This is a genomic window from Streptomyces sp. cg40, from assembly GCF_050320165.1.
Lineage (GTDB): Bacteria > Actinomycetota > Actinomycetes > Streptomycetales > Streptomycetaceae > Streptomyces > Streptomyces hokutonensis.
Genome location: NZ_CP190128.1, coordinates 256074 through 271872, shown reverse-complemented (window position 1 = coordinate 271872; position 15799 = coordinate 256074). Strand labels below are relative to the sequence as shown.

The following is a 15799-nucleotide window of genomic DNA, read 5'->3' as shown; positions in this document are numbered from 1 at the left end:
GAACGTCAGAGGCGCCGCGAGATGATCAGCCGCATGATGTCCGAGGTGCCCTCCTCGATCTCCTCCAACTTGGCGTCGCGCATCCACTGTTCGACCGGGAACTCGCGCGAGTAACCCCAGCCGCCGAGGGTCTGTACGGCACCCCAGGTCACCGCCATCGCGGTCTCCGAGGCCTGGAGCTTGGCCATGGCCGCGACCTTCGTGGCGTCCGCCCCGGCGTCCAGCTGCCGGGCCGCGTGCAGGGTGAGCAGCCACGCGGACTCGATGCGGGTGGCCATGTCGGCCAGCCGGAACGCCACGGCCTGGTGCTCGACGATCGGCTTCCCGAACTGCTTGCGCTCGCGGGCGTAGTCGAGCGCGTACTCGTAGGCCGCGCGGGCCGCTCCGGTCGCCGCCGCGGCCAGCACGATCCGCGAGATGTCGAACGTCCTCATCAGCCCGCGGAAACCCTGCCCCTCGTCCCCGAGCCGGTCGGACTCGGGCACGAACACCTCGTCGAAGAAGATCTCCCGGCAGACGATCGCGCGCTGCCCCATCTTGCGCATGGGCTCGCCGAACCTCATCCCCTCGGCACCCTTGCGCAGCAGGAAGGCGGTGACCCCGGAGGAACCTCGACCGGGGTCGGTCTTCGCGAACACCACGTACTGGTCGGCCAGCCCCGCGTTGGAGATCCACGCCTTCTGCCCGCTGATCGAGTATCCGCCCTCGACCCGGACGGCGGTGGTGACGATGGACGCGGCGTCGGAACCCGCCTCCGGTTCGGTCGTCGCCAGCGCCGTGTAGAGCGGGTTCGGACCGGCGAGCGGACGCAGCCACTCCATCCTCTGCTCCTCGGTGCCGAGCGCGAGCAGCGGATCGGCGAAGAAACCGTTGGAGCAGACGAAGTTGCCGATGCCCGGGTCGCCCCAGCACATCTGCTCCTGGACCAGGCACTGGGTCACGACATCGGTGAATCCGCCGCCGCCGTACTCCTCGGGCAGCATGAAGTCGGTGATGCCGACCTTGGCCGCGGCCCGGAAGATGTCCAGCGGCGACTCGATGTCCCGCTCGTCGACCTCGCGCCCGCGCGGCCGGATCTCGTTCGCGGCGAACTCCCGGCACAGTTCTACGATCGCCCGCTGCTCATCGGTCAGCGGCCAGGGCTCAGTGGACGTGCTCACGCGATATCTCCTGCTCCTCGGTGGTTTCCCGGTGGCAGTTCGCCCCGGTTGTCTCTGGTACGGCTTCTGCGGCATGGGAGACGACGAGCGCGTCCACGGCGAGTGCGCCCTCGGGTCCGACCCGGATCGGGTTGACCTCGATGTCCGCCAGACCGGGGGTGCCCGCGATCGCCTCGGACACGGCGACGATCGCGTCGATCAGGGCGTCGAGATCGACCGCCGGCCGTCCCCGCCAGCCGTCCAGCAGTCGGCGTGAACGCAGCCGGTCGAGCATCCCGGCCGCCGTTCGCCGGTCGACCGGTGCCAGCTCCAGGGACACGTCACGCCAGAGTTCGGCGTGGACTCCGCCGTGGCCCACGGCCACGGTCGGACCGAAGTCACGGTCCCGGCGGGCGCCGATCAGCATCTCGACGACGCCCGGCCGCGTGTCCTGCTCCTCGACGACGTACTCGCCCGGTCCGAGCCGCTCGTACATCTCGCGGAACGCAGCGGCGGCGGTGTCCGCTCCCAACCCGGTTCTGACGGCCTGGTGTTCACTCTTGTGCTCGATCCAGCCGGCCTTGAGCACCAGTGGCGGTCGCAGGGACGCGCAGGCCTCCGCGAACCCGGCCGCGTCGGTGACCCGCCTCGCTTCGGGCATCGCGATGCCGAGTGCGGTGAGGAACGTACGGGCCGCCCAGTAGCCCGGCGCGGGGACCGCCGTTTCGGTTCGTACGGTCGTCGCCGTGGGCCGGGGTTGTCCGCCCAGCCGGGTCACGTGGCCCAGCGCGCCCAGGGCCGCGTCGACGGTGTCGAAGACCGGGACGCGGTGCTCACGCAGCCGAGTGACCGCGTGCGATGCGGCGCTCATGCTGTGCACGACCAGAGGCACGTGTGCAGTGTCCGTACGGCTGCCGAGGCGGTCGATCACGGCGGACTCGGCGTCCAGGAGGCTCGGTGAGTCCTCGCCGTAGCAGCCCAGATACCCCGACAGGACGATCGAGTCGACCTCGCCGGAGGCGGCCACCAACTCGACGACCCGGGCGTAGACCTGGAGATCCGCTTCCCCCGCGCCCGCGAGGTCGACCGGATTGGACACCGCCGCCGCGGCGGGGAGCAGGGCACGCAGGCCGGTCTGTAGCCGGTCGGTGAAGACCGGCGCGTGGAGACCCCGGTGGGCGGCGAGGTCGGCGGCGATCCCGCCCTGTCCGCCGCTGTCGCTGATGATCGCGACCCGGCGTCCGCACGGCGGTGCGGTCGCGTCCAACACCCTTGCAAGGTCGACCAGTTCGCGCGGTGACGCCACCCGGAGGGCTCCGGCGGCGCGGCACGCCGCGTCGACGACGTCGAGCGCCGAGGTCATCGAACCGGTGTGGGACCGCGCCAGCCGACGGCTGCCCTCGCTGGCACCGGTGGTGAGCACCAGCACGTGCTTGCCGGCGCGGCGGAGGGCCGCAAGGGCGGCGACGATGCGTGCTCCGTCCGCGAAGCTCTCCAGATAGAGCGCCACCGTGGTGGTGTGTTCGTCGGTGACGAGCGATTCGAGTACCTCGACGGCCCCTACGTCGAGCTGGTTGCCGACCGAGTAGAAGCGCGACACGCCCAGTCCGGCCCGCGCGCCGAGCCCGGCGATCTCGGAGCCCAACTGGCCGCTCTGCGAGACGATCGCCAGACTCCCGGGCGTGAACGTCCCCCAGGCGAGCCGGAGTTGGGTGGCTGCGTTGAACAGCCCGAGGCTGTTCGGCCCGATCATCCGCGCGCCCGACTCCCGCAGCAGCGCGGCGAGTTCGGCCTCGTCGGCGCCGAGTCCCGTGGTGATGGCGAGGAATGCGCGGCAGCCCTTGGCCAGGGCGTCCCGGACGACGGGGAGGACGTGCTCCGGCGGCACACACACGACGACGAGATTGGGTGTCCCCGGAAGGTCGCCCACTGTCGGACGGCAGGGCTGCCCCAGCACGTGCGAGGCACGGCGGTTGACCAGCCACACCTTCCGCCGATCAGCACCCGCGAGGGCGCCGGTGGCGAGCCAGTAGCCCCATTTGGCGCGGTCCTCGGTCGCCCCGACGACGGCGACGGACGAGGGGTCGACGAATGCCTGCGGAAAGGACACGGAAGGTCTCCCGGTCGCAGGGGCCGACGGCGGGCCAGAGCGGTGAACTGTGATCCCGAGCTGATCAGACATGGGGCCGCACCGCCGTACAGACGAGCCGCTTGTTCATGAACTCGCTGACTCCCGGGCCCAGTTCGCGGCCGAAGTCGGAACGCCTGACGCCGCCGAAGGGCAGTTCGGGTCCGTCCATGGACGGGGTGTTGATGTTCGCCATGCCGGTCTCCAGCCGCTCCGCGACGCGGCGCGCCTGTTCGGGATCGGCGCTGAACACGGCGGCGCCGAGCCCGTACGGGGTGGAGTTGGCCAGGTCGACCGCGTGCTGGTCGTCCTTGACGCGGTGGACGACGGCGACCGGCCCGAAGAGTTCCTCGTGCCAGGCCCGCATGTTCTCGGTGACGTCCACGAGGACGGCGGGGAAGTACCGGGCCGAGTCGGCGAGCAGAGCGGGGCCCTGGTCGGCGTAGGGGTCGAAGACCGACGCGCAGTACTCGATCTCGTCGGTTCCTTCGGAGAGCGGCTTGCCCGTCTCCAGCCGCATGGTCGCGGCCAGTTCGCGGCAGCGCCGTAGGAGAGCGGCGCCCGCGCGGCGGACGAGAGTCGCGCGGGCGGCGACGGTGCGCCCCCGCCAGTCGAGGTACGCCGACTGTGCGGCGTCCAGGATCTCGACGACCTCGGTGTCGGTGGCGTAGGGGAAGGAGCGGACCGGTTCACCGGTCGTGGGATCGACGACCTGATACGCGGGCTGCCCCGCGCCATGCAGGGTCATGGGCAATCAACCTCAAGGGGTCGTAGGTCGGAGAGTTCGAACTCAGGCCTGGGTCGCGGGAGTCGACCGGCGGGCGAAGAACGCGGGATACAGGCGTCGGCAGAGCAGGAGGGCGAGCAGTCCCAGCAGGACCGTCCCGATGCCGATCACGAACGTGCCGCCGACGCGTGATCCCGAGGAGAAGGGGAGGGTCCAGCTCGTACCGCTGTTGATGGGGTCCCATGCCTGGACAAGGCTCCAGGCTCCCGCAGCGAGCAGGACGATCCCGCCGATCGAGGGGAGGACGACGGTCAGCCAGAGGTCCGCCGCCCTGGCGCGCGGTCCGGCGCGGTGCACCCAGGCGGAGGTGAGGCCGGTGAGGCCGTAGTAGAACGCGATCAGCACCCCGCAGGCGGACACCGCGTCGCCGAGGACGAGACCGTGGCCTAGGAAGTTCAGGGCCACGTACACCACCGCGCCGATGACCCCGACCGCGATCGTGCCGACGTGCGGGATGCGGAAGCGCGGGTGCACCCGGGCCAGTGCGCGGGGGAGCGCGCCTTGGTCGCCCATCGACAGCATCGTGCGGCTCAGGGTCAGTACGGTCGTCTCCGTCGAGGCGGCGGCCGAGGTGAGGACCATGAGGATCAGCAGGTGCCACAGCACCGAGCCGAATCCGCTCGACCCGAACACCGCGGTGCCGAAGCCGTACAGGACGTCCCCCGAGTTGTCCGGGTTGTTCAGGCCGATCCCGGAGTCGCCGATGCCGGCGAAGGAGATCGCGGCGAACGTGGCGAGGAGGTAGAGCAACACCAGCAGCACCGTGGACCAGGTCGCGGCGCGGCCGGGAATGCGGTGGCGGTCGGTGGTCTCCTCGTTGACGGTGAGCGCCGTCTCCCAGCCCCAGTAGATGAACAGCATCAGCACCAGCGCGCTGACGAACGCGCTCAGGGACGCCCCCTCGAAGGGGTTGAGCCAGGACAGACTCGGCCGCCGGGTGCCGGGCGGCGCGTTGCCGGCGTACACCTTGACGAGCGCGACCACGGACAGGGCCACCAGCATGCCGAACTCCAGGAAGAGCAGGGCGCGTTGGACCGCCGCCGCGATCTCGATACCGCGGTAGCAGACGAGGGTCATCAGCGCGAGCCAGCCGAGCCCGGCGAGCAGCACCCGCCAGTTCGCCGGATCCGAACCGATGTTCTCCGCGCCCGCCAGCAGGAACACGTACTGTCCGGCGACCTGCGCGAGGCTGCCGATCACCAGGACGAAGGACGCGATGATCGCCCAGCCGCCGAGGAAGCCGAGGCTCGGGTTCAGGGAGCGCGTGGCCCAGGTGAAGATCGTGCCGCAGTCCGGATCGCGGCGGTTGAGCGCGGCGTAGCCGAAGGAGACGAACAGGATCGGGATGAACGCGAGCACCACGACGGCCGGGGCCTGGAAGCCGACGTAGCCGACGACGAAGGCCAGCGTGGCGGTGAGGCTGTAGGCGGGCGCGGCGGAGGCCACGGCGAGGATGAGGCTGGTGGCCATGGAGAGCGCGCCGGAGCGCAGGCCCTTGTCCGTCTGGGCCGCTCGCACTTGGAGTTGCGCATCGGAGGTCATTGCCACTCCCGATCTATTGGTCTACGGGTACCGACAAGAAAACGCAATGACTGATTGGCGAGTCAGACTGGCTGCGGCGGAAGGTGCTGTCAAGACTTCGATCGCAATTTTGTGGGGCATCTTGACTGGCTAGTCAGTGTTGCGGCACGGTGGCCGGCGTGACACCACTCGAAACTTCTGCCGTCGACACCGAGGTCGTGGTCGTGGGCGCCGGATACGCGGGGCTGAGCACCGCGTGGCGGCTGGCCGGCGCCGGGATCGACGTCGTCGTACTGGAGGCCGCCGACCGTGTGGGCGGCCGTGTGTTCAGCCAGGTGAGCCCGTCAGGCGTGCGCATCGACCACGGGGGGCAGTGGATCGGGCCGAGCCAGCGGCGGTTCCACGCGCTCGCGGACCGGTTCGGCTGCCGGACGTTCCCGACGTGGGAGACCGGGCGGCACGTCGAGATCCGCGCCGACGGCACCCGCGTCGACTACGCGGGCGGCGCACCGGACAGCGGACCGGGCATCGAGGAGTACGAACGCGTCACCGCCCTGCTCGACGATCTCGCCCGCACCGTCGACCTCGAACTGCCCTGGTCCACCCCGCGGTTCGCGGAGTTCGACGCCCTGTCGGCCGAGGACTTCTTCCGCGCGCAGACCGCCGACGAGGACGCCCTGGCGCGGCTGGCGCTCGCGATCCAGGGCGTGTGGTGCGCCGAACCGCGCGAGATCTCCTTCTTCCACGTGCTGTTCTACCTGGCCTCGGGCGGCGGCTACGAGCAGCTGATGGAGACCCGGGGCTGCGCCCAGGACGCCCGCTTCTCCGACGGGGCGGACGTGGTGGCCCACGCGCTCGCGAAGTCGCTCGGCGGACGGGTCCGGCTCGGCGAACCGGTGCTGTCCCTCCGCCAGACCGCGCACGGAGTGGAGGCGTGCACCGGCCACACCGTCGTCCGCGCGCGACGAGCCGTGGTCGCCGTACCGCCGGCGGCGGTCGAACGGATCGCGTTCGACCCGGTGCTCCCCGTCGGCCGGCGCGGCTGGGTGCGCCACTCGCCCATGGGACGGGTCGCCAAGGTGCACGCCGTCTACGAGGAACCCTTCTGGCGCGCGGCCGGCCGCTCCGGCATCGCGACGCTCTACGGCGACAGCCCGGTCGGCGTCGTCTTCGACAACTCCCCGGAGGACGCCTCCCGCGGCGTGCTCGTCGCCTTCGTCTACGGCGACCGCCTCGACCGCTGGTCCGCCGGGACCGACACCGAGCGACGCCACGAGGTGCTGGCCGCGCTGTCCGCGGTGGCCGGACCCGAGGCCGGACAGCCCGTCGACTACGTCGAGAGGATCTGGCCCCGGACCGGCTGGACCATCGGCGGCTACGAGTGCTTCGTGACCCCGGGCGGCTGGACCCGGCACGGCATGGACGGCTGGCGGGAGCCGTCCGGGCTCGTGCACTGGGCGGGGACCGAGACCGCCTCGGTGTGGAACGGCTACATCGACGGCGCGATCTCGTCGGGCGAGCGTGCCGCGGCCGAGGTGATCAGCGCCCTGGCGGCCGTCGGACACCCGGGGTGAACGGCCTTGCCCGAAATCCGGGGTGAATACCCTTGCCTGACATACTGACCGGGTTATGACCAGCATCGAAGAGCGGCCGGCCACGACCACCGCCGATCTGCCGGAACGCGTCCGTACGGCGATCCGCGCGGCCGCCGTCTCCCAGCGCGAACTCGCCCACCGCGTCGGCATGGACCCGACCGCCCTGTCCAAGGCGCTGCGCGGGACCCGGCGGCTGCGCGACGAGGAGATCGCCGCCATCGCGAAGGCCTGCGGGGTCTCCACCGCGTATCTCGTCGAGGGAACCGGCCCGGAGCCCGTGCTCCCGCCCGACACCGGACGGGACCGGGCGCAGCCGGTGACGGCGCAGGAGCGCCGGGACCAGATCCTGGAGGCCGCGACCGTCCTCATCGCCCGCCGCGGCTACCACAACGTGCGGGTCTCGGACATCGCCCGCTACTGCGGGACCAGCACGGCGACCGTGCACTACCACTTCCCCAGCAAGGAAGCCACGCTGCACGCGGCGCTGGAGTACTACGCGCAGCGGTTCCGCACCCGCCTCGACGAGGAGTTCGGCCGGGCGACCTCCGCCCGTGACAAGCTGCGCCGCCTGATCGAGGTCCAACTCCCGCTCACCGCCGACGACATCGACGAATGGTCGGTGTGGATCCAGTTCTGGAACCAGGCGATGCTCGAACCCGGGTTGCGGCCCGCACAGCGGCGGATCTACTCCGGCTGGTACCGGGTCGTGGCGGACCTGCTGCACGAGTGCCGGTCCGAGGGCCTGGCACCGGAGGCGGACGTCGAGGCCCTCGCCGACCGGTTCACCGCGATGGTCGACGGCCTAGCGATGCAGATCCTCGCCGGCTCGACCGAGATGCGTCCGGACCGCATGCGCTCACTCCTGCTGCGGGCCTTCGAACCGCACCTCGACCTGACCTGACCGATCGGCCTTCGCCGCCCGCCTGAGGCGCCGGCCCGGCACGAACCGGGTACCGGCGCCCCCACGGACATTGATCTCCACGAGCTCCAAGGTCAGGCTCGGGGTGTCACGGCTTCCGGGCGAGGCCGCCGTGCTCGCCGATCTGTTCCGGAACGGGGGAGGTGGACTCCGGGCGCCAGAGCGGAACCGAGACCACCCCCGGGTCCACCAACTCCAGGCCGTCGAAGTACGCCGTGATCTCGTCGACGGTGCGCAGGTTGTAGGGGACGGCGCCGCTCTCGTTGTAGGCGTCCTGAGCCTGCTCGAAGATTGGGTCGATGCCCCGCGAACCGTCGTTGATGGAGAGGTGACTGCCGGACGGCAGCGCGTCCATCAGCCGGGTGACGATGGAGAGCGCCTGGTCGTGGGTGGCGACGTGGCCCAGGATGTTGCTGAGGATGAGAGCGGTCGGCTTGCTGAGGTCCAGCGTCTTGGCGGCTTCCGCCAGGATGCGGTCCGGGTCCGTCACATTGGCGTCCACGTACGCGGTCTCCCCCTCCGGCGTGGAGTAGAGCAGGGCGTGGGCGTGCGCGAGGACCATCGGGTCGTTGTCGACGTAGACGATCCGGGCCTCGGGGGCGATCCGCTGGGCGACCTGATGGGTGTTGTCGGCGGTCGGCAGACCGGTGCCGACGTCCAGGAACTGCCGGATGCCCGCCTCGGAGACCAGGTACGTGATGTTGCGGCGCAGGAAGGCGCGGCTGCTGCGGGCGATGGTGACGATGCCGGGGAACACGGCGGTGTACGCGTCCCCGGCCTCCTCGTCGACGGGGTAGTTGTCCTTGCCGCCCAGCCAGTAGTTCCAGATCCGGGCCGAGTGCGGCACCGATGTGTCGATCTTCTGCTGTGCGGCCGGTCCGGGCGTCGTTGCGTGGTCTGGCATGGGTGGCGTTCGTCCTTCGGCCGAGGTGTGCGGTGTCCGCCGCTCAACCTATGTCCCAACGGCCCGGCCGCGTAAGCCAGTTCGTCTCTCCGGAGCGATCGAGTACTGGTCCGCGTGCATCCTCACTCGTGGGCTCCCAGGCGGAGGGCCAGGCTGTGGGCGGATGCGCTGGTGAGCCCGCCGACGACGGCGAAGCGGCCTTCGGTGAGAGGGGCGGCTACGTATGGCGTGTCCTGGATCTTGCCGTCGATGACGACGGCCAGCTCGTTGCGCGGGGCCGGGGCCGTGGCGAGGGTGCCGGTGAGGTCGGCGAGGCGGGTCCGGTCCGCGGAACTCAGGGTCAGCTCGACCTCCCACTCGCCGGCGCTGCGGCGGGCCTTCGCGGAGACGGCCCGGACGTCGGTCATGCCGCGTGTCCGGTCGACCTGGACGCAGGACGCCGGGCCGGTCGAGGGCCGGCGCAAGGTGTAGCCGTCGCTGCCGGCGGCACAGGCGTGCTCCGTGACGGACGTGACCGGCAGGAGGGAGAGCCTGGCCGCCTGTTCGGTGTTCCCGACGCCTCCTACGGCGGGCCGCACCGAGTGCGCGCCCCAGGTCGCGCCGTCCGCGACGGCGATCCCGGCGGTGGCGATCGCGGCGACGGCGATGACTCCGGCCCCGGCGCGGGTCAGCCGCTGCCGCCGCCGGGCGACCCGCAACGCGTCGTCGGCCAGGGCGACCAGGTAAGGACCGGCGGCGTCGCCCCCGCCTTCCTGGACCTGGGCGTGCAGGGCGTGGCGCAGGGGGTGTTCGGTCGACTCGTTCACGCGACGGTGCTCCTTCCGGAGGCAGGGGAGGGGGAGGGAGCAGCCGCCGGTCCCGCCTCGGCGAAGGCGGCGCGCAGCGAGGTCAGGGCCTTGTGGGTCTGGCTGCGGACCGTGCCTTGGGAGATGCCCAGGATCTCGGCGATCTCGGGGTCCGGCAGGTCCTCGAAGTAGCGCAGCACGACCACCGCGCGCTGGCGCTTGGGCAGACGTCGCAGCGCGGCCATGATGTCCTGCCGCTGGACCACGGTGTCGGCCCAGTCGGCGGCCTGCGCGGGCGGCTCGGGCAGCGTGTCGGTGACGGTCTCCCTGCCCCAGCTGAGCAGTCGGAAGCGGTCGATCTGGGCGTGGTAGATCGCCCGGCGCACATAGGTCTCCGGCTGCTGTCGGTCGCGCAGTCGCGACCAGCGCCGGGCGGTGGACGCGAGTGCCGTCTGGACCAGGTCGCGGCCCTGCTCCCAGTCCCCGGTCAGCAGGTAGGCCGTGTGCAGCAGCGATCTCGACCGCGCTGCCACGAACTCGCGGAACTCGCGCTCATCGTCGGCGTTCAAAGTGCCCTCCCTTGTTCCCCCGTAAAGACGTGGACGGAAGGGAGTTCCACTGCCTCGCCGGTCGGACTTTTTCTCGGCCACGACGGTCCGCGCGTTGTGGCTATCTTCACAAATCGTCCCTATAGGGCTTTTTCGTGGCACTGGTCACGTCGCGGAACGGCCGCCTCGTCTACGTTCGCAGCTCTGTGCCCCCGCCCCCGAACCGCCGAGGCCCCATGTCGTACCGACCGAATCCCCGACCGACCACGCCGCCCGCGAGCACGCCCCCGCGACGGAGCAGGCCGGCCGGACTCCGCGCGGCGCTCCTCACCGGCGCCGTGTCCACCCTTCTCGCGGTCGCCGTGGCCGGTCCCGCCGCGGCGGCCGACGCCGGGACGCCGGGGAGTTCCACCGCAGGCAGCACGCGGACGGCCACGACGGGCAAGGCACGGCTGACGACCGCGGTGCTGGACCTCGACCACCCCGCCCTGGCGCCGCAGGTGCGCGGCAAGGACGTCCCCTACGACACGGCCAGCATCATCAAGGTCGACATCCTCGCCACACTGCTCCTCCAGGCCCAGGACGCCGGACGCGGTCTCACCCAGCAGGAACTCACCTGGGCCACCGCGATGATCGAGCACAGCGACAACGACGCGGCGAGCGCGCTCTGGCGCCGGATCGGCCAGGCGCCCGGCCTGGAGGCGGCGAACAAGCGCCTCGGTCTCTCCTCCACCGTGGGCGGAGCCGCCGGCAGGTGGGGACTCACGCAGACCACGGCGACCGACCAGATCCGCCTCCTGCACGCTGTCTTCGCCGACGGCGGGACCTCGTCCGCGAGCGGCTCCGCACTGACCGAGGCGTCCCGGACCTACATCCGTACGCTGATGACCCGCGTCGCCACCGGACAGTCATGGGGTGTCTCGGCGGCCTCCGACGCCGGGTGGGCGCTCAAGAACGGCTGGCTCCAGCGCACCACCACCGGCCTGTGGGACATCAACAGCGTCGGAGAGGTCACCTCGGGAACACACCACTACCTCGTCGCCGTCCTCTCCGACGGAAACACCTCGATGGCGGGCGGCATAGCGGCGGTCGAACGCGCGGCCCGCACGGCGGTTTCCTCGGCACAGGCGGCCGGCTGACGGCGCACCGCGTAGCGCTGGTCGTCCTGTGCTTCCTCCCGAGGCCGACACGAGGCGGGCCATCGCCACCAGGCGCGACCGGATCGTGCTGGCGACCAAGGTCTCGGAGTCGAACGCACATCATGACGGTGGTGGAGCGCCGTCTGCACCGTTCACTCCGATCGACCCGAGGCGGTGGATGTAGGGGGGATCTTGCAGTTCCGCCCGCGCCTCGGATGCGTCAACTTTCGTATCAGGCACGGCAGTTCCGGCCCAACAAGAGATCCCGTCGGGTCGCTGTCCGATCGTCCGGAGTCAGTCTCGAAGAGATGCTCCGCAGGGGAGGGCCGGATGCCTACGGTCCGGACGTCGAGGCGGGTCGGGAGTACCGGCCCGCCGCAGTCAACGGAACGCAAGGGGAGGCATCGTGGCGAGTGTCGAAGTGTCGCTGAAGGAGATGATGGCCGGCATCGAGGGGGCGATGGGGGCCGCGGTCGTCGACTACACCAGCGGTATGGCGCTGGGCACGCTGGGCGGCAGCAAGAGTCTTGACCTGACGGTCGCCGCGGCCGGGAACACGGATGTGATCCGGGCCAAGGTGCGCACCATGGAGCAGCTGGGCCTCAAGGGGCAGATCGAGGACATCCTGATCACGCTGGACAGCCAGTACCACCTGATCCGCCTGGTCAACGGGCGTGACGGCAACGGCCTGTTCCTGTACCTCGTGCTCGACAAGGCCCGCTCGAACCTGGCCATGGCCCGCCACCAACTCAAACGCGTCGAGGGGGCGATCGAGATCTAGCCCGCCCTGACGCGCGGGAACCACGTCTGCCCATGATGTGAAGACTTCTTCAACTCGCGATATCTGCATGGTCGCAATGTGCGGTTGCGCGGGGACCGAGGCGTGAAGGATCGGCTTCGGAGGGCGGCCTGCGATGTGGCGGCACTCTCGGGTACCGCCACATCCCGGCGGCTGCGGTCCGAACAACCCGGCAAGGAGCGAGCATCCATGCAGGTCCCCCTCTACCAGGTCAAGGCGGACTTCTTCCGCATGCTCGGCCACCCCGTGCGCATCAGGGTCCTGGAACTCCTCCAGCACGGTCCGGTGTCCGTACGCGACCTGCTCGCCGACATCGAGATCGAACCCTCCAGTCTGTCGCAGCAGTTGGCCGTCCTGCGCCGCTCCGGGATCGTCGTCTCCACACGCGAGGGCTCCACCGTCCGCTACGAACTCGCCGGCACGGACGTCGCCGACCTCCTGCGCGCCGCCCGCCGTATCCTCACCGAACTCCTCACCGGCCAGAACCAGATCCTCGCCGAACTCCAGCAGGCGGACGCCGCTCCGCACTCACTGCCCGCACCTCGGTGACGTAGGGCCGAACTCGCGCATACGGCACGGCTGTTGGGCCTCTGGAGTTCGACACCTGGACTGCTCGCGCCTTCCTGAGGACGATGCTCGCAGGGGCGGCCGAGGGGGTGAGCCGAAGTGGACCGTTCGGGGCCCACCGTTCGGTCGGGGCCGGAGGGCGTGTTCGTCGGGCGCGCGGAGAGCCTCGCGCTGCTGGCCGGCGCCCTGGAGCGGGCGCGGGCCGGAGTCCCCGTGCGCGTTCTCGTCGAGGGCCCGGCGGGTATCGGCAAGACCGCCCTCGTACGTCACTTCCTCAGCGGTTCCGGGCGTGTGCTGCGGGCCGCGGGAGAGGAGGCCGAGTCCGAGCTTGCCTTCGGCGTGCTCGCGCAGTTGCTGGGACCCCGGGCCCGCCGGACGGACGCCTCGGCGGCGGGGGCGGAACTGCTGGAGGCATGGGACGAGGCGCAGGAGAGGGATCCCGAGCCCGGGGAACCGGTCGTCGTGGTGGTGGACGACGCCCAGTGGGCCGACCACGCGTCGCTCCAGGCACTCACCTTCGCCGTACGGCGGTTGAGGGCCGACCGGGTGCTGGTGCTGATGGTCGTGCGGGACGTCGACGACGCACGGCTGCCGGGTGGACTGCGGCGGTGCTTCACCGCGGACGATGTCGTGCGGGTCCGGCTGCACGGGCTCGCGCCCACCGAACTGCGGCGGCTGGGAAGCGAGTTGGGCACAGCCGGGCTGACGGTCGCGGCGGCCGACCGGTTGTACGCGCACACCGGGGGCAACCCCCTCCACGTCAGGGCCCTGCTGGAACAGGAGGGGCCGGGGCTGCTGGAGGCGCTGGCGCGGACCGATGTCGCGCCGCCCGTACCCAAGTCGTTCACCGCACTGGTGCTGGCCCGGCTCGACGCGATCGGCGCGCCTACCGAGGCCCTGGTCTGCGCGGCGGCGGTGCTCGGCGCGCACTGCGGACTCGCCGAAGCATGGACGGTGGCCCACGAGAACCCGCGAGGAGCCGCCGGCGGTGACGCTCTCGCCGCCCTCGAAGAGGCAGTGCGCGCAGGCCTGTTGACCGAGTCACCCGGTGATCCGGGCATCCGGTTCCCGCACCCCCTCGTGCACGCCGCCGTGTACCACTGGCTCGGCCCCGCGCGCCGGGCCGCGCTGCATCTGCGGGCCGCCGCCGTCGTGACGGACGAGGCGCAGCGGCTACGGCACCGGGCGCTCGCGGCGGTCGGCCCCGACGAGGAGCTGGCCGCCGAACTGGCCTCGCTGGGGCGGAAGTTCGCCGCCGAAGGCGCCTGGGCCGGCGCGGCGGGGCAGCTCGAGGCAGCCGCCCGGCTGAGCGCGGACGCCGAGGTCCGGGAGCGGTGCTCGCTCGAAGCCGTCGAGTGCCGGCTGCTCGCGGGGGACGTACCGGACGTGGGCGAAGTCGCCGAGCGGATACGGCAGTTCGCGCCCGGCGGATGGCGCAGCTACCTGCTGGGACGGCTCAGCCTGTTCGACGTGGGGCGCGCCGAGGCGCTGCTCACGGATGCCTGGCACCGCTGCGACCCGGAGGCCGAGCCCCTGCTGGGGGCGCGGATCGCGGGGCAGTTCGCCGCCCTGCACGGCAGCATGTCGCACGGAGCCGAGATGGCCGAATGGGCGGATCTGGCCCTGCGCCTCGCGCCGGACGACACCGCCACCGACATGATCCGCTACCTGCGCCTGATCGGGCTCGCGATGAGCGGACGGGCCGCGGACACCCTCGCGCGGCTCGGCCCGCTGCCCGACCCGGTCCTCGCGTCCCCCGCACAGCTGGAGAACCTTCTGGGCCGTGGGAACCTGCGCCCGTTCGTCGGCGATCTCAGCGGCGCCGTAAGGGACTTGAGCGGAGTGTTCGGCGCCTGTCGCGGGCGGGCCGCCTCGTTCCGGGTGGTCGCCGCGACCGGGCTCGCCTCCGCCGAGTACCGCGTGGGGCGCTGGGACGACGCACTCGTCCACACCGAGTTCGCCCTGTCGCTCGCCGCCGACACCGATCAGCCGCACATCGCCCTGCACAGCAGGACACTGGCCGCCCAACTGTGCGCGGCACGCGGCGAGTTCGCCAAGGCGCAGGCACACGCGTCCGTGGTTCGCGCCTACGCCGGAGGCAGCCATGTGAGCCCGGCGCTGGCGGCGGCGCTCGCCGAGGGCTATCTGGCCCGCGCACAGGGGGATCCGGAGGGTGTCGTCGTGGCCCTCGACCCGCTGCTCGCGCTCGCCCCGCGCGGCTCACTCGAAGAGCCCGGAACCGTGCCATGGGCCGACCTCCTCTCCGACGCGTGGTCCGCCCTCGGAGAGGAGAAACGCGCCGCGGGGATCCTCGCCCCGTACGAAGTGCTCGCCGCCCGGCGCGGCCATCACGAGGCGCTGCTCGTCGCAGCCCGTGCCCGCGGCACGCTGGAGGCCGCGCGTGGCGACACCGAAGCCGCCGAACGCGCCTTCTTGCTGGGCCTCAAGCACTCCGCCCAGGTCGAGGCCCCTTTCGACCGCGCCCTGCTGCACCTCGCCTACGGTGGTTTCCTGCGGCGCACGGGGAAGCGCACCCTGGCGGGCGAGCAGTTGCAGAGCGCCCGCGACCTCCTCGTACCCCTGGAGGCGAAGCCCGATCTGGAGCGCTGCGACCGGGAGTTGGCCGCGTGCGGGCTGCGCCCCGCCGCGCGCCGCGAGCGGCCGTCGGACCTGACGGCGCTCACCCCGCAGGAGCGTGCCGTCGCCCGCCTGGTGGCGTCCGGGCTGACCAACCGGCAGGTGGCGCGCGAACTCGTCATCAGCGTCAAGACCGTCGAGTACCACCTGGGCCGGATCTTCCCGAAGCTGGGCGTGGACTCCCGCACCCGGCTCGCGGCCCGGCTGGCCGGCGTGCCCGAGTCCCGTTCCTAGGGATACCCCGGGTGCCGCACCCGGGGTGCCGGGCCGGCGCCGGCCGTAGCGTCGGTGGAACTTCGCACTCGTGGACCCAGGGCCCGCGGCGGAGGAA

Annotated in this window: 13 protein-coding genes; 6 read left to right on the top strand and 7 right to left on the bottom strand. The window is 71.5% G+C overall.

Annotated elements, in window-relative coordinates:
- Window positions 1-5: 5 nt before the first annotated feature.
- From ACQHII_RS01110 to ACQHII_RS01095, 4 genes are all read right to left on the bottom strand, one after another.
- Window positions 6-1160 carry an acyl-CoA dehydrogenase family protein gene (locus tag ACQHII_RS01110; RefSeq protein ID WP_427917364.1) on the bottom strand — a complete coding sequence of 385 codons (1155 nt, stop codon included), beginning with the start codon at window positions 1158-1160 and terminating at the stop codon, window positions 6-8.
- On the bottom strand, window positions 1144-3249 hold the full coding sequence (locus ACQHII_RS01105) for an acetate--CoA ligase family protein (protein WP_427917363.1): 2106 nt from the start codon (window positions 3247-3249) through the stop codon (window positions 1144-1146). The genes ACQHII_RS01110 and ACQHII_RS01105 overlap by 17 nt, the downstream gene beginning before the upstream one ends.
- A gap of 64 nt (window positions 3250-3313) precedes the next feature.
- Entirely contained in the window at window positions 3314-4015 is a 702-nt protein-coding gene (locus tag ACQHII_RS01100) for an aldehyde dehydrogenase family protein (RefSeq protein WP_427917362.1), read from the bottom strand.
- 42 nt (window positions 4016-4057) lie between these two features.
- Window positions 4058-5596, bottom strand: coding sequence for an APC family permease (locus ACQHII_RS01095; protein WP_427917361.1), 1539 nt, complete (start codon window positions 5594-5596; stop codon window positions 4058-4060).
- Between the two features lie 158 nt (window positions 5597-5754).
- Here ACQHII_RS01095 and ACQHII_RS01090 point away from each other — a divergent pair, with 158 nt between their 5' ends.
- Both ACQHII_RS01090 and ACQHII_RS01085 read left to right on the top strand, forming a co-directional pair.
- Window positions 5755-7149 carry a flavin monoamine oxidase family protein gene (locus tag ACQHII_RS01090; protein WP_427917360.1) on the top strand — a complete coding sequence of 465 codons (1395 nt, stop codon included), beginning with the start codon at window positions 5755-5757 and terminating at the stop codon, window positions 7147-7149.
- 55 nt (window positions 7150-7204) lie between these two features.
- Window positions 7205-8071, top strand: coding sequence for a TetR family transcriptional regulator C-terminal domain-containing protein (locus ACQHII_RS01085; protein ID WP_427917359.1), 867 nt, complete (start codon window positions 7205-7207; stop codon window positions 8069-8071).
- A 106-nt stretch (window positions 8072-8177) separates the two neighbouring features.
- Here ACQHII_RS01085 and ACQHII_RS01080 read toward each other — a convergent pair whose 3' ends face one another.
- The 3 genes from ACQHII_RS01080 to ACQHII_RS01070 all read right to left on the bottom strand — a co-directional run bounded on the left by ACQHII_RS01080 (window position 8178) and on the right by ACQHII_RS01070 (window position 10347).
- Entirely contained in the window at window positions 8178-8993 is an 816-nt protein-coding gene (locus ACQHII_RS01080; protein WP_427917358.1) for an SAM-dependent methyltransferase, read from the bottom strand.
- A 122-nt stretch (window positions 8994-9115) separates the two neighbouring features.
- Window positions 9116-9799: a SecDF P1 head subdomain-containing protein gene (locus ACQHII_RS01075; protein WP_427917357.1), complete on the bottom strand. Its 684-nt coding sequence runs from the start codon at window positions 9797-9799 to the stop codon at window positions 9116-9118.
- Entirely contained in the window at window positions 9796-10347 is a 552-nt protein-coding gene (locus tag ACQHII_RS01070; protein ID WP_427917356.1) for a SigE family RNA polymerase sigma factor, read from the bottom strand. Before ACQHII_RS01070 ends, ACQHII_RS01075 begins: the two co-directional genes overlap by 4 nt.
- 215 nt (window positions 10348-10562) lie before the next feature.
- Here ACQHII_RS01070 and ACQHII_RS01065 point away from each other — a divergent pair, with 215 nt between their 5' ends.
- The 4 genes from ACQHII_RS01065 to ACQHII_RS01050 all read left to right on the top strand — a co-directional run bounded on the left by ACQHII_RS01065 (window position 10563) and on the right by ACQHII_RS01050 (window position 15702).
- Window positions 10563-11465, top strand: coding sequence for a serine hydrolase (locus ACQHII_RS01065; protein ID WP_427917355.1), 903 nt, complete (start codon window positions 10563-10565; stop codon window positions 11463-11465).
- 406 nt (window positions 11466-11871) lie between these two features.
- The gene (locus ACQHII_RS01060) at window positions 11872-12246 is read left to right on the top strand and encodes a hypothetical protein (RefSeq protein ID WP_427917354.1); all 375 of its coding nucleotides are present in this window, start codon (window positions 11872-11874) and stop codon (window positions 12244-12246) included.
- Between the two features lie 207 nt (window positions 12247-12453).
- Window positions 12454-12813 carry an ArsR/SmtB family transcription factor gene (locus ACQHII_RS01055; RefSeq protein WP_427917353.1) on the top strand — a complete coding sequence of 120 codons (360 nt, stop codon included), beginning with the start codon at window positions 12454-12456 and terminating at the stop codon, window positions 12811-12813.
- 159 nt (window positions 12814-12972) lie between these two features.
- Window positions 12973-15702: an AAA family ATPase gene (locus ACQHII_RS01050; protein ID WP_427917352.1), complete on the top strand. Its 2730-nt coding sequence runs from the start codon at window positions 12973-12975 to the stop codon at window positions 15700-15702.
- Window positions 15703-15799: the final 97 nt, after the last annotated feature.

What these genes read in the sequence shown, in the direction of transcription:
- ACQHII_RS01065 (WP_427917355.1), top strand. Translation starts at nt 10,563, where the DNA reads ATGTCGTACCGACCGAATCCCCGACCGACCACGCCGCCCGCGAGCACG.
- ACQHII_RS01095 (WP_427917361.1), bottom strand. Translation starts at nt 5,596, where the DNA reads ATGACCTCCGATGCGCAACTCCAAGTGCGAGCGGCCCAGACGGACAAG.
- ACQHII_RS01080 (WP_427917358.1), bottom strand. Translation starts at nt 8,993, where the DNA reads ATGCCAGACCACGCAACGACGCCCGGACCGGCCGCACAGCAGAAGATC.
- ACQHII_RS01085 (WP_427917359.1), top strand. Translation starts at nt 7,205, where the DNA reads ATGACCAGCATCGAAGAGCGGCCGGCCACGACCACCGCCGATCTGCCG.
- ACQHII_RS01100 (WP_427917362.1), bottom strand. Translation starts at nt 4,015, where the DNA reads ATGACCCTGCATGGCGCGGGGCAGCCCGCGTATCAGGTCGTCGATCCC.
- ACQHII_RS01055 (WP_427917353.1), top strand. Translation starts at nt 12,454, where the DNA reads ATGCAGGTCCCCCTCTACCAGGTCAAGGCGGACTTCTTCCGCATGCTC.